Here is a 21211-nt window from a genome sequence, read left to right as displayed (position 1 = left end):
CAGAATCATCTACTTTTAATTGCCAAAAACGCTTAGTTTGAAACTTACCATTTTAGGATGTCATAGTGCCACACCTCGGGATAATGCCCGTCCAACGGCCCAGGTCCTTGAAATGAAGGGGCATCTTTTCCTCATTGATTGTGGAGAAGGCACACAGATGGCGCTGCGCAAGAACAAGGTCAAATTTAGCCGGATCAAACACATTTTTATTTCGCACCTGCACGGTGACCATGTTTATGGATTGATAGGTCTGATCTCAACTTTCTGTTTGTTGGGCAGGGAATCGGCTTTGCATGTTTACGGTCCAAAGGGTATAAAGGAACTCATTCTTTTGCAGCTTAAGTTGGCTGGAGTTTACACTTCTTTTGATTTACGCTTTCGCGAAAGCGCGGAACAAAACGTACAGTTACTCTATGAAGATGAGAAATTGACGGTTGAAACCATCCCACTGGAGCATCGTATTTTTACCCATGGGTTTTTATTCAGAGAAAAGCCCGGAGACAGACACCTGGATATTGTCGCTTGTGAGGAATATGGAATCGACCATGCCTATTACCGCAAGATCAAGCAAGGTCATGATTTTGCTTTAGAGAACGGAGAAGTCATTCCCAATGAAGAACTGACCACAGATGGCGACCCAGCCAAAAGCTATGCCTTTTGCAGTGATACGGTGTACAAAGAAGATATTGTTCCCCAAATCAAAGGAGTCACCGCCTTGTACCATGAAAGTACTTTTTTGAGTTCTCATGAGCATTTGTGTGAAAAAACCAAACATAGCACGGCTGCCCAAGCTGCTACGATAGCACAAAAAGCTGGGGTAGGTACTTTGATACTAGGCCATTATTCCTCCAGGTATGGGGATTACGAGCTCTTTAAGGAAGAGGCGCAAACTGTTTTTAAAGACAGCGAACTAGCTCTTGACGGGCGGGTGTTTGAGTTTTAAGTTGATTTATATTCCCGTTTCAATGTGAGCTCTGCATTTAAAAACCCTTAGGATCCATCTTAAAATTGATTCTTTCTTTTTTAATTCCTTATTTTAGAAAACAATTCATCCGATGTATCTACGGAAGGCTGGTTTTGGTGTAGGCAAGAAATAGAAAGATCGGAATGGACACCGAGATATAATAAAGATGGTGAGTTTATTGGATTTGCTTTTGACATGACAGTTTCAGTGAGACGATTTTGGATAGGGCTACGCACACAGGAGATTCTGGGCTTGGCTTGTACATACGAAGATTGGGCTAATGGATGGTAAAAATTTAATATGGTATTTCTAACCAATAATTGCCCAAGCCTGCTTTGGCTTGGGCTACTTATGAATGTATTTATATGTGAGGGTCAAACCGATTGTCTTGAATTAAAGCTAGTTGATCAGCAAAACAATACGGACCTGTCAGATTTCTATATTAAGATTCACAAAAAAGAGGTAGCAACTATCCAATACGATCATCAAAAGGGAAGTATCTGTATTCCACAAGAGTTGTATAACCAGGCTGACTCAATCATCATTCATAAAAGCTTCGAGAAGTTTAAACTTCCTTTTCAGCACGATTTCCTAAAGCCTTTTCCAATCGACACTCGTGGCAGATTGGATGAAATCGTTGTAAGTTCAAAGAAGCAGGTACTCACCATAGGGCCAACAAAAGCTAAACGAATCCCTTACACCATGCATAGTGGTGGTGCTACTGGAACCTTGTTCCAAATTGATAGTACCCAAGCAGGAAAATATGTGGACGAACTAAAAGTTCATTTTAGAGGTCCAGGCCCATTCATACCAGGAAGAAGTTATTTGAGTAGCTTTGAGGTCATTTTGTTGCATACTGCCAATGATGATTTGAGCGATTTGAAAGATTTATTACCCCAAGATAAAGAGCAACACGTGGTTGATTTTAGAGGACGTGGTTGGGTTACGGTAGATCTGAGTGAACACAACATTCAACTGCCTGACCAAGGATATATTATTTATGGGATTAAATCTGTCCAAGGCATACTTCACATCACTGGGAATAGTGCAGAAAAGAATCCAGGAATCACACCGGTCATGTTACAATTGAGTAAATGGCAGCAATATGGTCAGCCTAAGATTCGTGCCTACAGGAGCAAAAAATATGTCCACCGAATGTTATTAAGTGTATCTGGTCAATTTTGAACTGAAGTAGAGCAGGAAAACGAGCTGTCAGGAAATTTAAATTTTTAACCTAAAGGCAACTTCAACTATAGGCCTGGACTCTTGCAACTCATCATAGAGCTTATTGTTCTTATCGGTTCAACTTAAGGTTGGCCTTTACTTAAATCTTCTTCATCTGCTGCTTCATCATTTTGATTTGATCGGTGAGCATCCCGTGTTTGTCCAGTTTTTTGGCTTCGGTAAGTAGGGTAGTGGCCTCGCGTTTACGTCTTTTGGTCATTGCAATTCCAGCCAAGTTCAGTTTGGCGACAGCCAGATCCTGGTCCATGTTCAAACCTAATTTGATGGCTTTTTTAAAATACTTTTCGGCTTTGGTCATACTTTCCTGAGAAATCATTAATCCGTGAAGGTAGTTGTAATATCCCTGTTGCTTGGTGACCAACGCAGCCTCAGGATTCTTGATTTTGTCCAACCATTTTTTGGCACCCGCAAAATCTTGTTTTCTCAATCTTAAAAAAGCCAACAAGATGATTTCGTTTTTAAAATAGAGAAAGACAAAAATTCCGGCAAAAAGTACCAGAAATATACCGGTCATGATCTCGTTCCTGGTAAATTGATATACGGCATAAGCGACGACAAGCGCAGCCAATACCAGTTTGATGTTTTTGTTAAACATGGAAGGTCATTTTTCAGCCTGCAAAGATAAGGATTTGCTCTTGAAAGCTTGCTTTGCCTTGCTTGAAATCGGTACAATGATTTGCTGAACCAAGTTTGTGATGCGGGTGCACAACCGTATGGCGGTATATTTATCGCTACACTTCCAAAAAAACTTCAGATTGCTATTGTGTGATAAGAAAGACTTGTTATCTTTGCACCCGATTAAAAACGAAGGCAGTGATGCCTTTTTATATATAGATACAGATTTCAAGCTATGGCACAGAAGAGAACATATCAACCAAGTAAGAGAAAGAGAAGAAACAAGCACGGTTTCAGAGAGCGTATGGCATCTGTTAACGGTCGCAAGGTCCTTGCCCGTCGTCGAGCTAAAGGACGTAAGAAGCTCTCTGTATCTACCGAAAGAAGACACAAACGATAATGATTGTTCATTACTAAATATAAAAGGCGTTGATTCTCTGGAATCAACGCCTTTTTTTATACCTCAAAATCACGATATTTAAGTCCCATAAAAACCATTCAAAAACATGCCTAAAAGAAGCGATCTCAAATCCATTCTCATCATCGGGAGCGGTCCCATCATCATCGGTCAAGCCTGCGAATTTGATTATGCGGGTTCGCAATCCTTACGATCGTTAAGAGAAGAAGGAATTGAAACCATCCTGATCAATTCCAATCCTGCGACCATCATGACCGACCCCAGTATGGCCGATCATGTTTATCTCCTTCCGCTCAATACCAATTCGCTCAGAAAGATCCTTGCAGAGCACCCACAGATCGATGCCGTTTTGCCTACTATGGGTGGACAAACCGCTTTGAACTTATGTATCGAAGCTCAGGAAAAAGGAATCTGGGAAGACCATGATGTGGACTTGATCGGTGTGGATATCGATGCTATCAACATTACAGAAGATAGAGAGAAATTTCGCGCTTTGATGAGCGAAATCGGAGTAGGTATGGCTCCACAAGCTACAGCGACCTCTTTCCTTAAAGGAAAAGAAATTGCCCAGGAATTTGGGTTCCCTCTTTGTATTCGCTCTTCGTTTACCTTGGGAGGTGCGGGTGCAGCTATTGTGTATAAAGAGGAAGATTATGACGAACTCCTCACCCGAGGGCTTGAAGCATCGCCTATCCATGAGGTGATGATCGATAAGGCCTTGTTGGGATGGAAGGAATATGAGCTGGAATTGCTCAGGGACAAAAATGACAATGTTGTTATCATCTGTACGATTGAAAATATGGACCCGATGGGAATCCATACTGGTGACTCGATCACAGTAGCACCAGCCATGACGCTCTCTGATAGGACTTATCAGAAAATGCGTGACATGGCTATCCATATGATGCGCAGTATTGGTGAGTTTGAGGGTGGTTGTAACGTACAGTTTGCGGTAAGTCCAGATGAAAAAGAAGATATCATTGCCATTGAAATCAATCCGCGTGTATCCAGATCTTCGGCACTAGCCAGTAAAGCTACCGGATATCCAATCGCCAAGGTGGCTACAAAACTAGCATTGGGCTACTCCCTGGACGAGTTGAATAACCAGATTACGGGAACTACTTCTGCGCTTTTTGAGCCAACATTGGATTATGTGATTGTAAAAATCCCTCGTTGGAACTTTGATAAGTTTGAAGGTTCTGATCGCACATTGGGTCTACAGATGAAAGCTGTAGGTGAAGTGATGGGAATAGGTAGATCCTTCCAGGAAGCTTTGCACAAAGCGACCCAATCGCTAGAGATCAAAAGAAATGGTCTGGGCGCAGATGGAAAAGGATATACCGACTATAACCAGGTGATCGACAAGTTGACACACGCGAGTTGGGACCGTGTCTTTGCCTTGTACGATGCGATTGCCATGGGAATATCACTTTCTCGCATCCACGAGATTACCAAAATCGACATGTGGTACCTCAAGCAGTTTGAGGAACTTTTCCTTTTGGAAAAAGAGATCGGGAAATATAAGATAGATACGCTTTCGCGAAAGCTGCTCCTGGAGGCCAAACAAAAAGGATTTGCTGACCGCCAGATCGCTCATATGTTAGGTTGCCTGGAAAGTGAAGTCTATAACAAAAGGGACGAACTGAACATCAACCGAGTGTACAAACTGGTAGATACCTGTGCGGCAGAGTTTCCCGCAGTTACACCCTACTATTATTCTACTTTTGAAGCTGATATTGAGACCGCCGATGGTAAGCGCTACACGCAAAATGAAAGTGTGGTCAGTGACAAAAAGAAAATCATAGTATTAGGATCAGGCCCTAACCGAATAGGTCAGGGAATCGAATTTGATTACTGCTGTGTGCATGGAGTCTATGCTGCGCAAGAATGTGGGTATGAAACCATCATGATCAACTGTAATCCAGAAACGGTATCTACCGACTTTGATACAGCCGATAAACTTTATTTTGAGCCTGTCTTCTGGGAACATATTTATGACATCATACGTCATGAAAAGCCTGAAGGTGTGATCGTGCAATTGGGAGGTCAAACCGCCTTAAAATTGGCCGAAAAACTGGACAGATACGGGATCAAAATCATGGGGACTACCTATGAGGCACTGGACCTCGCCGAGGACAGAGGAGAATTTTCCAACTTGCTCAAGGAGAATAATATCCCTTATCCAGAATTTGATACCGCCACCACACCTGATGAAGCCCTAAAGGTCGCCGATAAACTTGATTTTCCGATACTGGTGAGACCTTCTTATGTATTGGGTGGCCAGGGTATGAAGATCGTGATCAATAAGGATGAGCTGGAAGCACATGTAGTAGATATTCTGCGTAAGATTCCTAATAATGTATTGCTGTTGGATCATTACCTGGACGGAGCAATAGAAGCAGAAGCTGATGCGATCTGTGATGGAGAAAATGTATATATCATCGGGATCATGGAGCACATCGAGCCTTGTGGAGTCCACTCTGGAGACTCAAACGCTACTTTGCCACCATTTAACTTGGGCGACCTGGTAATGCAACAGATTAAAGATCATACCAAGAAGATTGCGCTGGCACTGAAGACCGTGGGCTTGATCAATATTCAATTTGCCATCAAAGATGATATGGTTTATATCATTGAAGCTAATCCGCGTGCCTCGCGTACGGTACCATTTATCGCCAAAGCTTATGGTGAACCATATGTCAACTATGCCACCAAGATCATGCTCGGACACAACAAGGTCACTGACTTTGACTTCAATCCTCAATTGAATGGTTATGCCATCAAGCAACCTGTGTTCTCCTTTAATAAATTCCCTAACGTAGATAAGCGACTGGGACCTGAAATGAAGTCAACTGGAGAAAGCATTCTGTTTGTGGACAGCCTGAAAGACGACGAATTCTATGATTTGTACGCCCGGCGCAGAATGTACTTAAGCAAATAATATTTCTATTTCAACAACAACGATCCCGATGCCCTGCATCGGGATTTGTTTTTGTAATCCATATTTTCTATCTTCTAAGCTATGGAAACACAAGAACAGCAAGCGACCTTATTACATTTACAACGGTTGCGCAGGTTGATGACCATTTATACCGTGATATTACTTATCTTTTTAATTCTAGACTTAGGTTTTGACTTTGATTTCTCCTTTTTGAATCCTTGGGGATTGCCATCTTATTATTGGATACTGCTCAAGTTTATACCAGGGTTTTACGCCGTATGGTTTATTTGGAAAAAAATGCCTGTACGTCAATCACGCAAATGGAGCGAAAGCTTTTTTGTATTATTTCTGAATATCATCGGCTTGTGGATCTGGATCCCGTCTCAAAAAAGAATGAAACAGCTATTGATAAGAGCAAACTCCCCGTATTTTGAAAAGCGATAATTCATTCCTTATTCACCCGAGGTTTAGAAAAGCTGAGACAAATTGACTCATTGTCACCCTTCAGAAAGGTTAGATTTCCTCCACCATTATCTAAAAACTACTCGCCAATAGTAGGGAGCAAACAATGAACGGAAAATTCAAAAACATGGTATGCATAATTTATGAATGGGACAAGGCTGATCTAAATTGTGCTACCAGCCGTGCATTCAACTTGAGGCTTAAGAGGATTCAAAGGTAAAGTACAGCACATATCGCTTTCGCGAAAGCGGAACAACCACTATCTTTCCCCTAAATATTACTATCATGAGAAATCTTTTGATGACCTTGGTCCTTTTGCTCAGTCTAAGCCTACAGGCCCAACAACCGGACTTAAAACAAATAGATAGTTATATCGCTAAAACTCAAAAGGAGTGGGAAATACCTGGTTTGAGTGTGGCCATCGTCAAGGATGGGAAGATCGTTTTTGAAAAAGGATACGGAGTCAAGGAATTGGGTGGTAAAACTAGTCCAGACGAGCACACCTTATATGCCATTGCTAGCAACACCAAAGCATTTACTGCGGCTATTATTGCCCAGCTGGTAGAAGAGGGGAAGCTGGACTGGAAAGACAAGGTACAGCAATACTTACCTTATTTTGAAGTTTATGACCCTGTAATCTCACAGATGGTGACGGTAGAAGACTTATTGAGTCACAACGTGGGATTAGGGAACTTTTCTGGGGATGCAATTTGGTACAAATCAACCTTTACCACAGAAGAAATCGTGCGTCGAATAAAATTTGTCCCTCAAGCCTACGAATTTAGGGCGGGTTATGGATATTCTAACTTGATGTTTATTACCGCTGGGGACTTAATTGAAAAAGTAACAGGAAAGTCCTTTAAAGAAAACGTTCAGGAACGATTCTTACAGCCACTGAACATGGATGATACGGTAGTGAGTGTAAAAGACTTGAAAAACAAGAGCAATGTGGCAACTCCGCATGCTTTGGACGCAAATGATGATCACTACATCACTCCGTGGGTAGCTTGGGACAATATACAATCCACCGGCGGATTGATTTCTAGTGTGCACGACATGGGCAAATGGATGATTTTCAATATGAATCACGGAGTGCATGGTTCTGATACCTTATTTAATATTTCCAACCGAAATCGCATGTGGACCCTGCACAACAGCTTTACCACCAATCAGGTAAATCGCAATGCCACTGGTAGTCAATACAACGGGTATGGATTAGGGTGGTTTCTGGGGGATTATTATGGGCACTTCAGAGTTCGACATGGCGGTGGATATGACGGTATGATATCCACTGTGCAAATGCTACCTGATGAAAAATTAGGTGTTGTGGTGCTAACCAATGGTTTACGAGCTCCAACCAACGCTATTGCTTTTTACATTTTGGACCGCTACCTAGGCAGAGATGAAAAAGATTGGAGCAGCCAGATGCAGGTGAGTTATAAAAATTGGAAAGCCAGTGATACAAGAGTGGCTGACCGACGTTCAAAGCGAGTAAAAGGAACAACACCCATCTTAGATAGAAAGACCATCACTGGTACCTATCATGCAGATATCTACGGAAATTTTGAGGTAGTTGAAGAAGAGGGGAAACTGCGTTTACTTTGGGAACATTCCCCATTATTGAACAGCAGTCTGGAGCATTTTAATTACGATGCCTACGAAATAGTATGGGATCATCCACAGGCGTGGTTTGGTTTTGGAACGGTGAATTTTGAAAAGGATGCCTATGGGAATGTCAAAGGAATTAGTTTTGACATACCCAACCAGGATATTTTCTTCTATGAGCTGAATGCCGTCAGGGTTAACGAGTAATCGGTGCGCTTATTCGGATAGATTGGCCTTTACGGTCACCTTGATACTTTCTGCAATTTTGTTGCGTACAACAGATGGAATTGCTATATCGTAGTGTCTGGGTAGTATGTCAAAAGTGGCTGTTATACCGTAAGTATCGCCTGATCTTGTAATTCGGATAGGAACGGTTACAGCGCGTTTAACCCCATGCATTTCAAGATTTCCTTTCAATTCTACGTTATGAGCGATGCCATCCTGTGGAATACTCGTAAAATTGACAATCGTACCTCTTAACACCGCCTTGGGGTATTGATCACTTTCCATGTAATTCTCATTAAAATGCTCTTCCATTAGCGCTATAGGAAACTTAAATCCGCGCATCAATGCCAATGCGGCAAGATTGCCTTGCTCGTCCATCACCACAGTTACATTTTTATTTTCGGCTTGCACTGGTTCAAAGGAATCCACAGAACCTTCAAAAGAGATACTGGCGGTTTTGGTCAGAATTTTCTTTTGAGCAGTTATCGTTAAACTACAGAGTATAGTAACTAAGAGGAAAAATGTCTTCATCATATTTAATTTTCAAGATATCCATCGGCTTGCCACTGGATGATTAGATTGATACTGCTATCGGGTAATTGTCCGCCTTGGGGCATTTTTTCAGGATCTCCCACAGGTCTGGTGATGCGATTGATCACCTCTCCATTTTCTACAGCATCTCTGAATTGCACGTAACTGCTATAACTGTTGCCGCCAGACATAAAATTATCATTATGGCAGGAAAGACACTGGCTTTCCACAATGGGACTAATGTCGTCATTATAGGTGACCGATGCAGTGATGGGTTCATCGTCTACTAGGTCTTCTGGACTGGTTGCTGAACAAGAAAAAAATAACCAAGAAATTAACAAAAGGAAAATGATGTTTTTCACACGGAGTGTTTTATTTGTTGAATATCAACAGTTTGTTATAAATTTAAACTAAATTTACTTTAATTGTTCCTACAATGAAAAAAATATTATTGGTCGTGCTGATTTTAATTGCTCTTGTAGGGTTGAGCGGTTATTATTTTATCTATCAAGATCATAGGGACATCGCCTCAGAAGATGCTATTGCTACCTATGAAGCAGATGAATTGCTAGCTATTTTTCAGGATGCAGACACAGAGAACGATCGCGATATTATAGATCAAGTGATCCAGGTACAAGGAAAAATCACTTCTCAGGAGTCTTTCAATATAACTTTAGACAACAAAGTTTTTATAGAATTAGCTGAGGAGTTAAGTTCTACCAATAATACAGTTTTAATGATCAAAGGAAGGTGTGTAGGCTACGATGACCTTCTGGAGGAAATTAAAATTGATCAAGCTATAATAATCAATAATCCCTAAATTCAATTGTTATGAGAAAAAATTACTCCTTTTACAGCATTCTAACCGTTATTCCTATAGCCTTATGCATACTGGTAGCTTTTTCAAGCGGTCAACCAGGTAGTTTTTCTGGATCTCCGGGAGATGGTGGTAACACCTGTACACAATGTCATAGTCCAGGTGCTAACCACGGTGGAACACCAGTCTTAAGCAATGTGCCTACTGCCTATGCGGCCAATCAAACCTACACTCTCAATTTGGCCATCAATGGGAGTAGTGTTTCTAAGTTTGGATTTAACATCACTGCCGAAACTGCCGGAGGTACAAAGGTGGGTTCGTGGACCGCAGGAACTGGTACAATGTTACGTTCGGACAATGCCGGGCTGACCCACACGGGATCAGGTAATAGTTCCAATAACTGGAACTTGGACTGGACTGCACCAGCCACTGATGAAGGACCGGTGACTTTTTACTACGCTACCATTCAGGCTAATAATGCCAGTGGTAACGGTGGAGACCAGATGATCAGCGGTAATTCTACGGCGGTCTTAACTAATTCAGACGAATCAATTAGCGCTTACCGTTTATTTCCTTCCATAGCTTCATCAAATCTTAATTTTGTCCTAGCCAATGCTGAACAGGCTAATTTGAAGATTTATAATATGAGTGGTCAAACCGTCATCCAGCGTGAAATTAATCGAGAAGACCAATTGGATATCAGTCACCTGGCTAGCGGCATGTACCTGAGTCACGTAAGCGTAGATGATCAGGTGGCAGTACAGAAATTTTTCAAACAATAAATTTGAGCAAACTTAGTAATGGTGGGGTATAACCCTGCCATTATTTTTATTTTAAATCAACCAACTGTTTTCAATACCGACCAGGGTCGATAAATTCAATTCAAATCCAAACCATTACCCATATATGAAAAGATTTTTTATCGGAATGCTATTGTTTTGCTTTAGCCTAGTGGCCATGGCTCAAGAAGATGATTTGTTGGAGGGGCTGGAGCCTGAGCAGGACAAGACGGTATTTGCTACCTGGAAATCCCTGAAAGTGGTCAATTTTGAAACCACTAAACTGGTTGCTCCTAAAGAGTTACAAGTGGTCATTTCGCACCGCTTTGGCAGTGTGGAAAACGGTATTGACGATCTTTTTGGTTTAGATAACGCCGTGACGAGATTTCAATTTGTTTACGGCCTTACGCCATGGATGCATATAGAAGCCAGTCGCAGCGGATTCAACAAAACCTATCAATTGGCCTCTAAGTTTCGTTTGAAATCTCAGGAGTTGGAAGGATTTCCGTTTTCTGTTGCCTTATTTACTGCCATGGATGCCAACACAGAATTAGACAAGGCTATTTATCCCAAATTGGAGTTTGTGGATCGATTGGGGTATACTGCCCAGCTAATTGTTGCCAGAAAGCTGTCAGATCGCTTGTCTGGTCAGATCAGTCCCACTTTTTTTCATCAAAACTTTGTTCCATTGGATGAGCAAGATAATTCCCAATATGCTGTGGGATTAGGGGCTAGATATAAATTGTCAAACAGATGGAGCATCAATGCAGACTATGGTTATCACCTCAACAGGGCCGAGGACAGTCCATTTGTTAATCCATTGAGTATTGGTGTAGATCTTGAAACCGGGGGGCATGTATTTCAGATGCACTTTACTAATGCTCAGCCCATGCTCACCAATGGTTTTTTAAGTCAGGGTGCAGGTGACTGGACCGATGGGCGCTTTTACTTTGGATTCAATCTGGTACGGGTATTTTAACCTCATGAACCCATATCTAGATCAATTCCTTGATAGTTAGGTGCATACAAACTGTTAGAGGTTGACCTGAACATTGTACTCCTTCAATGCCTCTTTATATTTTTCATCTGAAAAATTGGCCGATTGTATTTCTTCGGAGCTTTTGTTTTTGAGTTGTTTTCGCTTGATGGCTCTGGCAAAACGACGTACATGAGTTTCATTACTGATTTTTAACCCGGGGACACTTACCGTTTTACTGTGCTCATCTTTGGCCACCATGGTCACAAATGACGAGTTGCAATGCTTACTTTCTCCCGTCTGAATATTTTCTGCTTCTACTCTGATCCCTACAACCATGGAGGTTCTTCCCACGTAATTGATAGAGGCCTTTAGCGTTACCATTTCGCCCACCTCAATAGGCGCCATAAAATCAACGACATCAACACTTGCAGTGACGCAATAGTGCCCACTGTGCTTTGATGCACAGGCAAAAGCGATTTGATCAATCAATGACAAAATATAACCTCCGTGAATTTTCCCAGAAAAATTAGCATGAGAGGGAAGCATGAGGATGGATAAGACCACTCTGGACTGTTCAGGAGATTTGAATTGATCGTTCATGTCAGATATTTTGATAATGAATAGGCTAGTAACCTAAAATAAAGAATGATACACTGCACCTCCATTTATTTTTATGGTTAACGGAGGTAGTTGTCCTTTCAATTCCTGTTAAAATGTGGGCTTTGTTCCAGACTTACCTCGGTAATAAAGTACTTGGTATCACCCCAAAAGAAGAAAGTTCCAAACTTTTCTTCATATTTGAGTTTAACGTATTCTCCCTGGTATTCCTGTAGCTTTTTAATCACTTCATCTTCCTTGTCCATGACCGAAAAAGAAAAAATTTGTGCACCGCTGATGCCTTGTGAAATTTCGCCTTCCCATGTTTTAACTAAAAAGCCCTTATGGGAAAATTTGATCAGTTCGCCACTGCGGTAACCATCAGAGTAATTGGCGAAATACAAAAATGCGTACCACGACACCATCATCAGCACAATAACAGTCAATATGATACCTAAAATCTTTTTCATAAGTAAAGTCCTTTAAAAAGTAATCCCACCAGAATAGCGATTCCAAAACTAAGCAATGTCCCGATCAAAACATATTCTGTAAGCTTCATGTTTTTGGCTTTACTTAAATCTCCAAATCTGAAAACAGATTTGGCCGTAAGTAACAATCCTACTGCGCTAAAATGATCTGTGATGATAAATAAAAAGATAAGTAACCTCTCAATAATCCCTATCCACTTGCCTGCATTTTTCAATCCGTATATGCCTGTATCTTCTTCAGTCAGAGTCCAGCGGGTAAAAAATACTTTAAGCATAATCGCTACCGGTGTAGTCAGAAAGAGAATACAGCATATCAAAGGCCATGCTATTAATTCAAATCCTTCCCACCAAAGGAACTCCTTGTTGGTCATAGCCAGGTAAAGTCCTATCAATACAAGCAGGTGTGCCAATTGGTCTAACGCAAATAACCAGCGCTTGTTCCATTTTCCAGATAGGTATAGCTTTCCTGCATCTATGGCCAAATGACTCACCCCTATAATTGGAAACACATACCAGTATTTCCATTCCCAAAGTAGTATCCAAGATAGCCCTGCATGGATAACTGCATGTAGATACAGGTGGTAGGAACGCAGTTGATACTGGCTTTTCTTTTTGGCAAACCAATCATTTTGAAAAACAAAATCACCCAATAAGTGAGCAATCAATAGTCTAGCTAGTATGTGCATGGCTTACATCTTTATAATATTGAACAAACAAACCTAGCAATATTTGAGTTTCCTTCCAGTATCCACGATCCAGGCGACGACTGGCGGTTGCTTGCCGTATTCCCAATAACTTACCTAAAGCTTCTTGGGTAGTAGCTGGTTGGTCTAAAACGGCATGAATGGTTGCGGCGCTATTTTCAGTCCACTCATCCATATAGAGCAAGGCCATTTGTAAAGCAGTGTTCATATAGATATCCAAAGGGCTATCAGCGTCTACCATCAGATTCTGCTCGCGAGACTTTAAGGAATCCAACAACGCTCCAGATCTGGTCAGCGCAGTGCCAGTTGAAACAGCAATGTTGTTATCAATTAGATTGATACTGCCCAATCCGATGGCGATACGTACGTCCAAACCCTCATTTCTTTTTAAGGCAGCCTTGATTTCTATGGCCGCTTTTAAGGCATCTTCGGGCTTGTTGATCCAGGCCTGAAAGCTATCTCCTCTGTACATTTGAAACATGTTGGTTCGGGAATATTTAAGGAGTATTGACTTCAATATTTCCAGGTATAATTCTGGCGGGTTCTTTTGGGAATCCACTATATCACCAGCAATAATTACTTCCATAGGCATAAACAATAATTAATGTACTATAAGTTATTACGCTTTTACGTAATAATTGGTGTTTATTACGCATATACGTAATAATCTATGTTTATTACGCTTTTACGTAATAATTCAAATTTATTACGCTTTTACGTAATAATCAAATATTTAGACCAAATGTTCTAAATATATCATACCAATAAAAATAATTGATATTCAGATTATTGCGTTTAAAAAATGCATTGAGTACACCTTATTATCCTTTATTGGCTGAAGGGTCCTGATCGTTAGAATTTTGGGCTTCCAAATAATCCGGATCATTTTCAATGGCGCGATTGACCAACTTTTGATTCAAGGCTTTATTGGCCTTGGCGCCTAATCTTTTAAGACGTTCCACCCGTCCAATAAGGTTTCCAGATCCTTCTGTAAGTTTATTCATGCTGGCAGAATATGATTTTTTAACGGTGTCCAACTGTGAACCCACTTTGATCAAATCTTCTGAAAGTCCGACAAATTTATCGTACAAAGCGCCTGCCGCATTGGCAATATCCATCGCATTACGTTGTTGTTTTTCGTTCTGCCACATGGTATCTATGGTTCGGAGAGTAGCCAATAGGGTAGTAGGTGTAACAATAACAATATTTTTCTCAAAAGCCTCGCTATAAAGATGAGGTTCTCGTTGAAGAGCGATCGCAAAAGCCGGTTCAATAGGCACAAAAAGTAACACAAAGTCAGGGCTTTCAATCCTATAGAGATCGTGGTAGTTTTTGGCAGAAAGATCATTGACATGTTTCTTTAAGGCCAACACATGCTCTCTGAGGTATCTTTCCTGTAATTCTTCCTCTTCTTCATTTACGTAGCGTTCATAGGCATTCAGGGAAACTTTGGAGTCAATGATCATCTTCTTGTCAGAAGGAAGGTTCACAATCACATCAGGAAAAACCGTGCGTCCATCTTGATCCTTATGACTTTGCTGTACCACATATTCAGAGTCCTTGACCAATCCTGATTTTTCTAATACACGTTCTAATACAAGCTCACCCCAGTTACCTCGCATCTTGGCATCTCCCTTCAGGGCTTTGGTGAGGTTGCTGGTCTCCTTGCTCATTTGTTGGTTGAGTTCCTTAAGTCCCAGAATTTGTTGTCTTAAAGCACTCTGTCGATCGATAGTATCTTTGTGGGTGTCTTCCACACGCTTTTCAAAACTCTTGATTTTTTCCTGCAGCGGACTCAGGATCTGCTCGATGTTCTTTTTATTTTGGTCGGTAAACTTGGTGCTTTTTTCATCGAGGATCTTGTTGGCCAGGTTCTCGAATTCTTTGGTGAATTTTTCGTTGAGTTTTTCAATTTCGTTTTGGGCTTCTGCATGTTTTTCTTCCGCTTTCGCGAAAGCGGTACGTTGCTCTGCCAACAGTACTTGCAAATTTTCCTTTTCCAGCACCTTGTCCCTATATTCCTTTTCAGATTTTTCTAAACGGGCTGCCAGTTCCTTGACTTGCTCTATTCTTTGTTCAAGCTGGGCGCCAAACTGGCTGTTCTGAAGGCGTAAATTATCTCTTTCCTGTACGATCGACCTCAGCGTCTCAACTTCCTCTAGAAGTCGATTGCGCTCTGATTCCAACAATTCCTGCGCGCCTTTGAATTTAGTCTTGGCAAAAAACCAAGCCACCAATGCTCCCATTAGAACTCCTAACAATAAAAACAACAACCAATTCAATTCTTGAGGCATAAGAAAACGACTAAAATTTCAAAGTTAAAAATACGACCCTCAGCTAACTGAGACCACCGTCGAGCAGATTAATTATTCACAAGGCAGTTCTAAAATTCGGCTGGAATTTCCATACTCATTGTTTCTCCGGAAATAGGATGCCTAAAGCGCAAGCTTTCAGCATGCAAGTAGAGTCGGTCTGAAGAAGCGCCATAGAGGTCATCCCCAACAATGGGACAACCTAAACCATCTCTATGAGCCGCATGCACACGTAATTGATGAGTACGACCGGTGATGGGGTAAAAATGTACCCGGCTGCGACCGTCTGACTTTTCAATAATCTCAAACTTTGTGCGGGCGTTTTTGCCATGTACAGGGTCCACCAGTTGATATGGTCTATTATCCAGGTCAACCCGCAGGGGTAAATCTATGTATCCGTAGTCCTGATCCGGGATGCCATTAAGTATAGCAACATATCTTTTTTCGACGCTACGTCTGATAAATTGATCCTGAAGATCTTGATGAACTTCCTTGCTCAATCCCGCCACCAAAATGCCAGAGGTACCCATGTCCAAGCGGTGAACCAGTAGGGGGCCAGTAGCATCAGGAAATTTTTCCCTGAGCCTCTGAAGGACTGAATCAGTAATATTTTTTCCTGGAACTGATAAAAAATCGGCAGGTTTGTGGATCACTACGAGATGTTCATCCTGATAATGAATGTTTAGATCGCTAACATTATTTTGAAGCTGCAATAGTGGATTCTCATCCACTTCCAAGCCTTTGAGCATGTGTTGGAGCAGTGGCTCACACCTGGACCTGCAACTTGGATAAAAATTTCCGTGTTGCCGCACTTGAGAATCTGGTGATTCACCATACCAAAACTCGGCCATCGTCAGTGGAGTATAACCATGGGTATAAGCAAATTGCAAAAGCTTGGGCGCCGCGCAATCGCCAGTCCCAGAAGGCGGGAAATATGGAGGTATGTTCTTAAAAATATCCAAAGCAGATTTGCTTTCTCCATTGGCATTGAGTAATTGATATTGCGTGAAAACCCTTTCCTGCAATTTTTGCGAACTTTGCTTGCGATGCTTTGAAAGCTTGTCGATTTGTCCGTCGATCACTTCTACTTCTCTACGCAGATTTCTAATTTTCTCATCCAGATAAATGGCGTATTCCTTCTGCATGAACTTGGCCTGCATGCTCAGGTAACCTTGTTTTTCTAAAAACTTTTCATACTTATCGGTGCTCAACTCCAATTTTTTCTGTGCCCGTTGTTTGCGGCGTTGAATTTTTTGGGTTCTGTGCTTTTCCTTAAGCTCATCGAGAAGATGGATGTGCTTGCTTTGAAGATTTTTTAATTTCTGGCGGTTGGCTTGGTAATCTTTATCTTGAATCAATACATTGATTTGCTCGGTCAGCTTTTCAAGTCGATGGTTTTCTTGTACATAATGGCCATTTTTCTCAAAAATATCAAAGACTAAAGGTACAAAGTCAGCGTGATCATTACCGCCTGTGACAACACCCGAATAAGCCCAAAGTTGTCCCAGTCGGCCATCCCTATCTTTTACCACCAGCACCCCAAACATTTTTCCTTGAAGGAGGCCCTGATCTGAGGATCCTAACCCCAAATCTAAAAACCAATCATCCATATCTTCAAGATATGATTGCAATTGCCTGCTGGCCTCAATGGCCCAGGGATGAGGGTCATAGTTAAAAGGAAAGGTGAATCGTTCGGGAGCTCCCGAGGCGTTAAGGGGTGCAATAAAAGGATGAAGTTGGGTAGGCAAGGCAGGTAAAGTTTTGCCTGGCAAAAATAAGCTATTCATTAGCTCCAGTTCAATATTAAGACAGCATAAACTCTAGAATTGGACGGCATTTTGCCTCACAAGCAGGGTAAAATTCGCCATGCTTTTTATCCCCTAATTTATTGGTCTTACCCCACCAAAATTCTGCCATCGCAATAGGTTGATAGCCATTTTTATAGGCAAACTGTAGGAGCTTGGGGGCTGCACAGTCTCCAGCAGCAGCCGGAGGCGTTTCTGAAAAGAGTTGGCGAACATTCTTAACGGCACCCTGAGAATTGAGAAAGTCATAGTGATCAAATATCCATTCTCCCAGCTTTCGCGAACGCTGCTGACGTTGTTTCTTCAATAATTGAATTTGTTCTTGTAAAGCACCCAATGCGTTGAGTGAATCTTCTATTTTACCTCCCAAATAAATCTCGTACTCCTTCAACATAAACTTCTCGTTCAGCTCGGCTTGTAGATGTGCAGCTTCCATTTGCTTGAATGCTTTGTTGGACTTGTCTGGGGGCAGACAGGCCAATCTTTTTCTGCGCAGTTGCTTTTGTTGTCGATGCTTTAATTTTTGGGTGGATAGAAGTTGTTGGTGAATCTCACGTTGCTCATTGACCTGCTTCTCGAGCTGTAATAATTCAGACGAATTCTCCAATGCTTTAATTTTACGATTCATCGAGCTGAAAGCTTCGTATTCTGACGTACAATAATCTACATCTTTTAGCTCGCCGAATACTGGTGGAACAAATGGAGGCTGATGACTGGTACGATCTTGAAGTTGACCAGAAAAGGCAGATAGATAACCAAGGCGATTCTGATGATCCTTGACTACCAGTACCCCAAACATCTTCCCCATGGCCCCTGGGCTAGTGGGGGTCCTAATTCCAAAATCATGCTTCCAGTCCTGTTGAGTTTTTAAGTAAGCTTGTAGGTCCAGCGCCGCCCGTTGAGCCAATTCTATTGGGTTTTTCTGGAACGGCGAGGGGAAAATTTCTGGAAATTGGACGGTATCAGATAGGTCTAACAATTTAAATTCCATCTTGTTTGGGATTCTGAGTGCAAAATTAAATGGAAAGTCTGACTCCTACTATTTTTAACCAACACCATTTCCAGTCAGGTAGATCGTTGATTAGCCGTTGCCAAGCTACTTTTTTGTGTATCTTTAAAAGACAAACGTCATCATATGATTCAAAGACTACCTCGCTTTATCTTATTTATAAGTGTGCTCACCGGCATTGCGTTTGCTTGTTCCTCAGGAGATGTATTAACGAAAGAGGAAAGGGACTGGTTAAAAAACAATGATCCGGTCAAAGTTGCAGTTTATCCCTATTATCCACCTTACATATTTAAAAATGAAGAAGGTAATCCAGAGGGAATACTCTACGATTATTTGAAATTATTGGAAAAAAAGCTGGATACTAAGTTTGAGGTAGTGGAATATTCAGATTTTTCAGTAGTGATCGAAGATGCACAAAATGGGAAAATAGATTGGATACTGGAAGTACAAGAAACAGAATCTAGGAAAGAATATCTGAAATTTTATACCAAGCTTTTTGAAACTCCATTTGTTATTGTGGGACACAAAGATCAGCAGAAGTCTTACGATCGTGACTCCCTTTCTACAGCCGACTTTTATCTGCCCAAGGATTTTGCCATATCTGAAAGTATTCTTAGAGATTTTCCAGAGGCGAATGTCATTTCCAACTGCGCTACCGATGAGGAATGTTTAAGAAAACTGTTGCAAAATAAACAAGCTTATTTTATTGGGCCGCAAACTGTAGTTACTTATTTTACTGAGTCTAAGGGGCTTGAGGATTTGATAGTTCTGGGCAATTTAGGTAGGGATTATGATCCTTCCATGGCAGCAGTCAAGGACAATGAGATGCTGAACAGTCTTCTTTATAAAGGGCTTAATGAAATAACGTACGAGGAGAAAAAGGAGGTGATCAATCGCTGGTTGGTGATGTTCAATAAGCCTATTTATAAAACAGAACGTTTCTGGATAACAGCTACTATTTTAATTCTCAGTTTTCTTCTTGCTCTTCTCGTGATCAACAGATACCTTAAGTATACGATCAAGCGCAGAACAAAACAATTAGAACAAGCCAAAGAAAAAGCGGAAGAAAGCAGTATACTTAAAACTTCCTTTATCAATAATATTACCCATGAGATGCGCACCCCTATGAATGCGGTCATGGGTTTCTCTGGCTTATTAAAGAACAATCATGTCGATAGAGAAACGAGGCTAGAGTATATAAATATTATCAATCAGGGTTGTCTGCGGTTAATGGACATGATGGATAACGTATTGGAAGTGTCACTTCTTCAAAGTAATCAAATCAAAACCCTAAATACAAGTACGGATGTAAAGCTGCTTATTCAACAATGTTATGATAAATTTAAAGACCAGGCCATTCAAAAGAAAATCAAATATGACCTGAATGTACCTATTGATGAATCGCAGAACTGCGTTCTTGTAGATCAAGCGAAATTGAGAAAAATAATACTGCATACCTTGAATAACGCTATCAAATTCACCGCTTCTGGTAGCATTTCTTTATCTGGCAAAATCATTGACGATCAATTGTACGTTTCTATCTCTGACACAGGCATCGGTATCTCTGAAAAACGACTCGAGTCCATCTTTGACAGCTATTCCAAATCCAATCAGGACACCACAGAGCTTTATGAAGGCCTTGGTCTGGGACTCACAATCTCTAAAGCCTATGCAGACTTAATGAATGGGCGATTGGAAATACACTCCAAATTGGGTAAGGGTACCGAAGTGGAAATTTGGGTTCCTGTACACGACATTGGCCCTAGTGAAGAATGTCAACCTCAGCAAAGAAAATTGAGGTCAGAGAGTCCCCTTTTTAAAGTGCTTATTGCCGAAGACGTACAACTCAATTTTATGTTTCTGAAGGCATTGCTGGATCGTAACTCAGAATTTGACATCCAGGTCCTGCGGGCAGAAAACGGACAAGAAGCCGTAGACCACGTGCGTTCCGGAGAACATGTGGATCTGGTATTTATGGATATTCAAATGCCGATCATGAATGGATATCGAGCCACTGAACTCATCAAGACCTATAACGCTCAAATACCAGTGGTTATGCAAACTGCTTACACGACAATATCAGATAAGCAAAAAGCCATGGAAGCTGGTTGTGACGACTTTATCTCAAAACCAGTCAAGCCTGAGATCGTTTCTAAAATGCTATTTAAATTTTTAAAAGTTACCTCCTCAGATGCAGTTTAATCTTTTAAGGTAAACACTTCTTTGACGGCTTTGGCATCTTTTTCAGATAAATTAGAGGTGGTCTCCAATATCTTTAAAAAAGTATCCACTTCTTCTGCGGAAGCTGGGCAACCTAAGTTCTGCCCTTGGTCATTGAAAGAATCTTCAACAAGTTCACCTTTGGCGTTTAGAATCACAAAGAATGGTAACCCGGCTTTTTCACCATTGAATTTTGTTAGGAAATCAAGTGAGCCTTTATTTTCCAAATTTTTGTTGTTGCTTGATTCTAACACCACCAAGGGTGTGATGATATAGTTTTGGTCAAAATAATCTTTTACGGCTGGGTCATTCAACTGTTTGGTCATGCGTTTACACCAAACGCACCACGAAGCCTCAAACTTCACTAAGATATGTTTTTGTTCCATCTCAGCCTTTTCCATGGCTTGCGCCATGATTTCACTGGTGGATTTTTGCGCACTTACACTAAGGGCAGCAGCGCAGATAAACAGTACACTAAAGATGGTTGATTTCATT

Annotated in this window: 20 protein-coding genes; 9 read left to right on the top strand and 11 right to left on the bottom strand. The window is 41.2% G+C overall.

Features of this window, described 5'->3' with window-relative positions; genetic code table 11:
- Positions 1 to 37 precede the first annotated feature (37 nt).
- Positions 38 to 943 carry a ribonuclease Z gene (locus EGM47_RS10255; protein WP_124980718.1) on the top strand — a complete coding sequence of 302 codons (906 nt, stop codon included), beginning with the start codon at positions 38 to 40 and terminating at the stop codon, positions 941 to 943.
- 372 nt (positions 944 to 1315) lie between these two features.
- Positions 1316 to 2149, top strand: coding sequence for a hypothetical protein (locus EGM47_RS10250; RefSeq protein WP_124980717.1), 834 nt, complete (start codon positions 1316 to 1318; stop codon positions 2147 to 2149).
- 139 nt (positions 2150 to 2288) lie between these two features.
- Here the strand turns inward: EGM47_RS10250 and EGM47_RS10245 are convergent, their stop codons facing one another.
- Positions 2289 to 2804, bottom strand: coding sequence for a DUF2892 domain-containing protein (locus EGM47_RS10245; RefSeq protein ID WP_124980716.1), 516 nt, complete (start codon positions 2802 to 2804; stop codon positions 2289 to 2291).
- A 255-nt stretch (positions 2805 to 3059) separates the two neighbouring features.
- Between EGM47_RS10245 and rpmH the strand changes: the two genes are divergently transcribed.
- The 3 genes from rpmH to EGM47_RS10230 all read left to right on the top strand — a co-directional run bounded on the left by rpmH (position 3060) and on the right by EGM47_RS10230 (position 8457).
- A complete protein-coding gene (gene rpmH / locus EGM47_RS10240) occupies positions 3060 to 3224 on the top strand; it encodes a 50S ribosomal protein L34 (protein WP_124980715.1) in 165 nt (54 codons plus the stop codon).
- Between the two features lie 106 nt (positions 3225 to 3330).
- Positions 3331 to 6183: a carbamoyl-phosphate synthase large subunit gene (gene carB / locus EGM47_RS10235; protein ID WP_124980714.1), complete on the top strand. Its 2853-nt coding sequence runs from the start codon at positions 3331 to 3333 to the stop codon at positions 6181 to 6183.
- A gap of 747 nt (positions 6184 to 6930) precedes the next feature.
- Entirely contained in the window at positions 6931 to 8457 is a 1527-nt protein-coding gene (locus EGM47_RS10230) for a serine hydrolase (protein ID WP_124980713.1), read from the top strand.
- A 9-nt stretch (positions 8458 to 8466) separates the two neighbouring features.
- Here the strand turns inward: EGM47_RS10230 and EGM47_RS10225 are convergent, their stop codons facing one another.
- Both EGM47_RS10225 and EGM47_RS10220 read right to left on the bottom strand, forming a co-directional pair.
- A complete protein-coding gene (locus EGM47_RS10225; RefSeq protein ID WP_164510858.1) occupies positions 8467 to 9006 on the bottom strand; it encodes a YceI family protein in 540 nt (179 codons plus the stop codon).
- Positions 9007 to 9011: 5 nt separating this feature from the next.
- The gene (locus EGM47_RS10220; protein WP_240642393.1) at positions 9012 to 9368 is read right to left on the bottom strand and encodes a hypothetical protein; all 357 of its coding nucleotides are present in this window, start codon (positions 9366 to 9368) and stop codon (positions 9012 to 9014) included.
- A gap of 74 nt (positions 9369 to 9442) precedes the next feature.
- Here EGM47_RS10220 and EGM47_RS10215 point away from each other — a divergent pair, with 74 nt between their 5' ends.
- The 3 genes from EGM47_RS10215 to EGM47_RS10205 all read left to right on the top strand — a co-directional run bounded on the left by EGM47_RS10215 (position 9443) and on the right by EGM47_RS10205 (position 11581).
- Complete coding sequence (locus tag EGM47_RS10215; RefSeq protein ID WP_124980711.1) at positions 9443 to 9826, top strand: OB-fold protein; 384 nt, start codon at positions 9443 to 9445, stop codon at positions 9824 to 9826.
- Between the two features lie 11 nt (positions 9827 to 9837).
- Positions 9838 to 10605, top strand: a complete 768-nt coding sequence (locus EGM47_RS10210) for a choice-of-anchor V domain-containing protein (protein WP_124980710.1) — start codon at positions 9838 to 9840, stop codon at positions 10603 to 10605.
- Positions 10606 to 10729: 124 nt separating this feature from the next.
- Entirely contained in the window at positions 10730 to 11581 is an 852-nt protein-coding gene (locus tag EGM47_RS10205) for a DUF5777 family beta-barrel protein (protein WP_124980709.1), read from the top strand.
- A gap of 54 nt (positions 11582 to 11635) precedes the next feature.
- On the opposite strand, the gene EGM47_RS10200 is transcribed toward EGM47_RS10205, so the two are convergent.
- The 7 genes from EGM47_RS10200 to EGM47_RS10170 all read right to left on the bottom strand — a co-directional run bounded on the left by EGM47_RS10200 (position 11636) and on the right by EGM47_RS10170 (position 18478).
- Positions 11636 to 12181, bottom strand: coding sequence for an acyl-CoA thioesterase (locus EGM47_RS10200; RefSeq protein ID WP_124980708.1), 546 nt, complete (start codon positions 12179 to 12181; stop codon positions 11636 to 11638).
- Between the two features lie 98 nt (positions 12182 to 12279).
- The gene (locus EGM47_RS10195) at positions 12280 to 12648 is read right to left on the bottom strand and encodes a 6-phosphogluconate dehydrogenase (RefSeq protein ID WP_124980707.1); all 369 of its coding nucleotides are present in this window, start codon (positions 12646 to 12648) and stop codon (positions 12280 to 12282) included.
- Positions 12645 to 13352: a DUF3307 domain-containing protein gene (locus tag EGM47_RS10190; RefSeq protein WP_124980706.1), complete on the bottom strand. Its 708-nt coding sequence runs from the start codon at positions 13350 to 13352 to the stop codon at positions 12645 to 12647. The genes EGM47_RS10195 and EGM47_RS10190 overlap by 4 nt, the downstream gene beginning before the upstream one ends.
- Positions 13336 to 13962, bottom strand: a complete 627-nt coding sequence (locus EGM47_RS10185) for a hypothetical protein (protein WP_240642391.1) — start codon at positions 13960 to 13962, stop codon at positions 13336 to 13338. The genes EGM47_RS10190 and EGM47_RS10185 overlap by 17 nt, the downstream gene beginning before the upstream one ends.
- Before the next feature lie 229 nt (positions 13963 to 14191).
- The gene (gene rmuC / locus EGM47_RS10180) at positions 14192 to 15664 is read right to left on the bottom strand and encodes a DNA recombination protein RmuC (RefSeq protein WP_124980705.1); all 1473 of its coding nucleotides are present in this window, start codon (positions 15662 to 15664) and stop codon (positions 14192 to 14194) included.
- Between the two features lie 89 nt (positions 15665 to 15753).
- Positions 15754 to 17469, bottom strand: a complete 1716-nt coding sequence (locus EGM47_RS10175; protein ID WP_124980704.1) for an RluA family pseudouridine synthase — start codon at positions 17467 to 17469, stop codon at positions 15754 to 15756.
- A 16-nt stretch (positions 17470 to 17485) separates the two neighbouring features.
- Entirely contained in the window at positions 17486 to 18478 is a 993-nt protein-coding gene (locus tag EGM47_RS10170; RefSeq protein WP_124980703.1) for a hypothetical protein, read from the bottom strand.
- 144 nt (positions 18479 to 18622) lie between these two features.
- Between EGM47_RS10170 and EGM47_RS10165 the strand changes: the two genes are divergently transcribed.
- Positions 18623 to 20698 (top strand): response regulator, encoded by a 2076-nt coding sequence (locus tag EGM47_RS10165; RefSeq protein ID WP_124980702.1) that lies wholly within the window; start codon positions 18623 to 18625, stop codon positions 20696 to 20698.
- Here the strand turns inward: EGM47_RS10165 and EGM47_RS10160 are convergent.
- Positions 20695 to 21210, bottom strand: a complete 516-nt coding sequence (locus EGM47_RS10160) for a thioredoxin family protein (protein ID WP_124980701.1) — start codon at positions 21208 to 21210, stop codon at positions 20695 to 20697. The genes EGM47_RS10165 and EGM47_RS10160 overlap by 4 nt on opposite strands.
- Between the last annotated feature and the right edge of the window lies 1 nt (position 21211).

The sequence above is a fragment of the Nonlabens xiamenensis genome (assembly GCF_003865345.1).
Classification (GTDB): Bacteria; Bacteroidota; Bacteroidia; order Flavobacteriales; family Flavobacteriaceae; genus Nonlabens; species Nonlabens xiamenensis.
The sequence above is the reverse complement of the archived record's forward strand: the minus strand, read 5'-3'. Positions and strand labels throughout refer to the sequence as shown.